At 44.7% G+C, this 2638-nt stretch carries 1 protein-coding gene; it reads right to left on the bottom strand.

Annotation, left to right across the window (positions count from 1 at the left end):
- Positions 1-1212 precede the first annotated feature (1212 nt).
- Entirely contained in the window at positions 1213-2439 is a 1227-nt protein-coding gene (locus ABFX15_RS08315) for an SH3 domain-containing protein (RefSeq protein ID WP_346024992.1), read from the bottom strand.
- Between the last annotated feature and the right edge of the window lie 199 nt (positions 2440-2638).

Below are 2638 nucleotides of genomic sequence, written 5' to 3'. Positions count from 1 at the left end.
CTAGATTAAGGGTCTTCTTTCTTTTTGTCTAGGTCGAATTTCCCCTCTTCCGACATTAATTTTACACATAGGAATATGGAATTTTTGACATTCAATAACACATGACAATCTGGCCAGGCCAGATTTTACATCATTGAAACACTCTCAGTATAGTTCAGCGCCCAACGAGTCTTCTGAACTCTATTCTAGTGCTCTCAGAATGTAGTTCGGGCCATCCTGATCGTGCTAAACTCAATCGGCCAGCCGTCCGATGTAGTTCAGACTACTTTCTTCCGCACGAACTAGACTCTACCTGCATCATAATGAAGTTCATACACAAAATCCGTGCTGAACTTCACTAGCTACTGTTGATCAAACCTAAAAGCTTAAACTGACAATCTGGCCAGGCCAGATTTTACATCATTGAAACACTCTCAGTATAGTTCAGCGCCCAACGAGTCTTCTGAACTCTATTCTAGTGCTCTCAGAATGTAGTTCAGGCCAACATACTCGTGCTAAACTCAATCGGCCAGCCGTCCGGTGTAGTTCAGACCACTTTCTTCTGCACGAACTAGACTTTATCTGCATCATAATGAAGTTCATACACAAAATCCGTGCTGAACTTCACTAGCTACTGTTGATCAAACCTAAAAGCTTAAACTGACAATCTGGCCAGGCCAGATTTTACTTCATTGAAACACTCCCAGTATAGTTCAGCGCACAACGAGTCTTCTGAACTCCATTTTTGTGCTCTCAGAATGTAGTTCAGGCCATCCTGATCGTGTTAAACTCAATCGGCCAGCCATCCGGTGTAGTTCAGACTACTTTCTTCCGCACGAACTAGACTCTACCTGCATCATAATGAAGTTCATACACAAAATCCGTGCTGAACTTCACTAGCTACTGTTGATCAAACCTAAAAGCTTAAACTGACAATCTGGCCAGGCCAGATTTTACATCATTGAAACACTCCCAGTATAGTTCAGCGCCCAACGAGCTTTCTGTACTCCATTTTTGTGCTCTCAGAATGTAGTTCGGGCCATCCTGATCGTGCTAAACTCAACCGGCCAGCCGTCCGATGTAGTTCAGACCACTTTCTTCCGCACGAACTAGACTCTACCTGCATCATAATGAAGTTCATTACACCAAAAGATACAGAAATCAAGCCACGCCCAAAACAGACAAAAACTCCCAGCTGATTCCGATAATTCCAGCTGGGAGTTAATTACTTTTCTATTCTACTAGGCCAACATCACTCGGAAGGCGGTTGATGACAGTGTCCAGATGGAAATTGCCATCTCCCAGTTCTTCTTCAAATTCTTCCAGTACATCAATGTCGTTGAAGTGCCACCACTCTGAAGCGATCGGTATCAGATCAGCTTCAAACATGTAGGCTTCCAGTCGTATAGCCTCTTCGTTGACATGATTCATATACGGAATGTCCTGCCAGCCGACCCGGTCTCTGGCAGCAATTGGTCGCTCCAGCTTAGCTGATGCCGTACTTAATTCAAATATTGGAGAATACATTTCGTATATGGCATATTCGGTCACTTGCGGAACAATATAATGATCAATGATCCGTTCCTCTAGCGACTCCACTCGAGCCAGGGTCAGATCTACTGCCAGACCTCTTTGGTGATTGGATACCCCTTCGTTGATGAACCAGTTCATTGTCCATGGCGCTTCAGTTAGACCGTGCATGACTTCCTCGTTCTGCTCAGCCAGTTCCGATAATTGTTCGTTGACCAGAACTTGGGCTGTGCTTGGTCTGAATGCTTCCATGATGACAAGCGTTTCGTTATTTTCTAAAGCAGCCTGCTGAGCCTCAGCAATTTTATGAGCTGTACTGTAGATAATCGGCATGATGAACTCTTCCCTATCCAGGCGCTCATTCATTCCATACCCCTCATATAGTACTTCTCCTGTAATTCCGGGTATATCGGTGTATGAAGAACGGAAAATCGACCCGTAGGTATTCGGATTATCGTAGATGGCTGAAGGAAGCACATCCGGCAAGTTAATGAACGCCAGCTGATTAGACAGCCAGCCTTCCTGATCTTCAGTTTGTACGTGCCACCAGTTACCTTGCTCCTCAATAATATAAAACGGCGTGCCCGCAGGTAAAATTGTCAAGGATTCGGCATCTTCTGAGGCCGTTTCGCGCAAGTGGGTATTTACTGAAGTGAACCCACCCGCTCCTGTCACAGGAAGGTCAAACATGCTTTCCTCATAACGCGTGACAACCTGTTCTTCGGGTTCTTCCCCTGCCGGTTCTTCTTGGTCTGTATCTTCCGGTTCTTCATCAGTATCCGGTTCAGCCGGCTGTTCCTGTTCCTGCTCTGCCCCTTCATCCGGATCGGGGAATCCAGGTGAGGTTCTGTTCCAGAGGACAGCGATCACGCTTACCAGAATTATGAGCCCTACCAGCAGTGAGACTACAAGTGGTTTGTTTCTATTCATAAAGATAACTCCTTTGTATGTAAAGCGTAACGGTTACGTTTTTTTAGCATACCCTAAGTTTATTTTGTAGTCAATCGTATAATGTAAAACTAGACAATTATGTCACGCATTTGATTCTAGATACTTTTTACTCAAGTTTCGCACCCTAATAAATGCTTCACAATCCTATCGGATTAACCCTCACCAAAGAAATTACGCA

The organism is Alkalibacterium indicireducens (genome assembly GCF_039522005.1).
GTDB classification, from domain to species: Bacteria; Bacillota; Bacilli; order Lactobacillales; family Carnobacteriaceae_A; genus Alkalibacterium; species Alkalibacterium indicireducens.
The sequence above is the reverse complement of the archived record's forward strand: the minus strand, read 5'-3'. Positions and strand labels throughout refer to the sequence as shown.